The 1,379-nt window shown below is 68.7% G+C and carries 1 pseudogene; it reads left to right on the top strand.

Features of this window, described 5'->3' with window-relative positions:
* Positions 1-1,379: pseudogene (locus G486_RS24750) on the top strand (hypothetical protein); the annotation flags it as partial.

The raw sequence follows: 1,379 nt of genomic DNA, 5'->3' as shown, positions 1-1,379 counted from the left end.
CCCACCGATGGCACGGGCGGCACCGATCCCACCGATGGCACGGGCCTGATCACCTCGGTACAGGACGTGGTCACCGGTCTGCTGGGCGGCACGGTGGCCGGCCCCGTGGCCGACCTGATCAACAACCTGGTCCACCCCAAGAGCGGCGCCCTCGCTGGCGTCACGAATGCGCTCGAACAGCTGACAAATGTAGAGGGCGGCCCGCTGGGCGTGGTCACCCAGTTGGTCGATGGCCTGGTGAACATTCCCGGCCAGGCACTGAACCCGCTGATCGACACCCTCAACGACCTGCTCCAGGGCCTGGGCGGCCTGGGCGGCAATACCGGTGGCGGCGCCATCGGCGGCCTGGTCAACAATTTGCTCGGCGGTCTGCTGGGCGGCGGCAGCAATGGCGGTGGCCTGCTGTCCGGCGTGGGCAATCTGCTCGGCGGCCTGCTGGGCGGTGGCACGCCAGGCAACGGCGGCACGGGCGGCAACACCGGCAGCAATGACGGCCTGATCACCTCGGTGCAGGACGTGGTCAGCAATCTGCTCGACGGCACCGTGGCCAGCCCCGTGGCCGACCTGATCAACAACCTGGTGAACCCCAAGGACGGCATGCTGGCTGGCGTGACAAATGCGCTCGAGCAGTTGACAGCCGTCGAAGGCGGCCCGCTGGGCGTGGTCACCCAGTTGGTCGACGGGCTGGTGAACATTCCCGGCCAGGCTCTGAACCCGCTGATCGACACCCTCAACGGCCTGCTCCAGGGCCTGGGCGGCCTGGGTGGCAACCTCGGCGGCGGCGCGATTGGCGGCGTGGTCAACAACGTGCTCGGCGGTCTGCTGGGTGGCGGCCAGGGTGGCACAGGCGGCCTGCTGTCGGGTGTGGGTGACCTGCTTGGCGGCCTGGTCGGCGACGGCAATAGTGGCACGGACAATGGCGACGGGCTGATCACATCGGTCCAGGATCTGGTGAACGGTCTTCTGGGCGGTACCGTAGCCGGCCCCGTAACCGATCTGCTCAATGGCTTGATCAACCCCAAGGACGGAGCCCTGTCGGGCGTGACCGGAGCGCTTGAGCAGTTGACGGCCGTCGAAGGCGGCCCGCTGGGCGTGGTCACCCAGCTGGTAGACGGCCTGGTGAACATTCCCGGCCAGGCGCTGAACCCGCTGATCGATACCCTCAACGGTCTGCTCCAGGGCCTGGGCGGTCTGGGCGGCAACCCTGCCGAAGGCGCGATTGGCGGCCTGGTCAACAACCTGCTCGGCGGCCTGCTGGGCGGCGAGCAGAACGGTGGCCTGCTGGGCGGCCTGCTCGGCGACAACGGCCTCCTCGGCGGTTTGACTGGCAACGGTGGCTTGCTCGGCGGTGTGCTGGGTGACAAGGGCCTGCTGGGCGG

Source organism: Comamonas composti DSM 21721 (genome assembly GCF_000429845.1).
GTDB lineage: Bacteria > Pseudomonadota > Gammaproteobacteria > Burkholderiales > Burkholderiaceae_C > Comamonas > Comamonas composti.
Note: the sequence above shows the minus strand (reverse complement) of the source record. Positions and strands in the feature narration are given on the sequence as shown.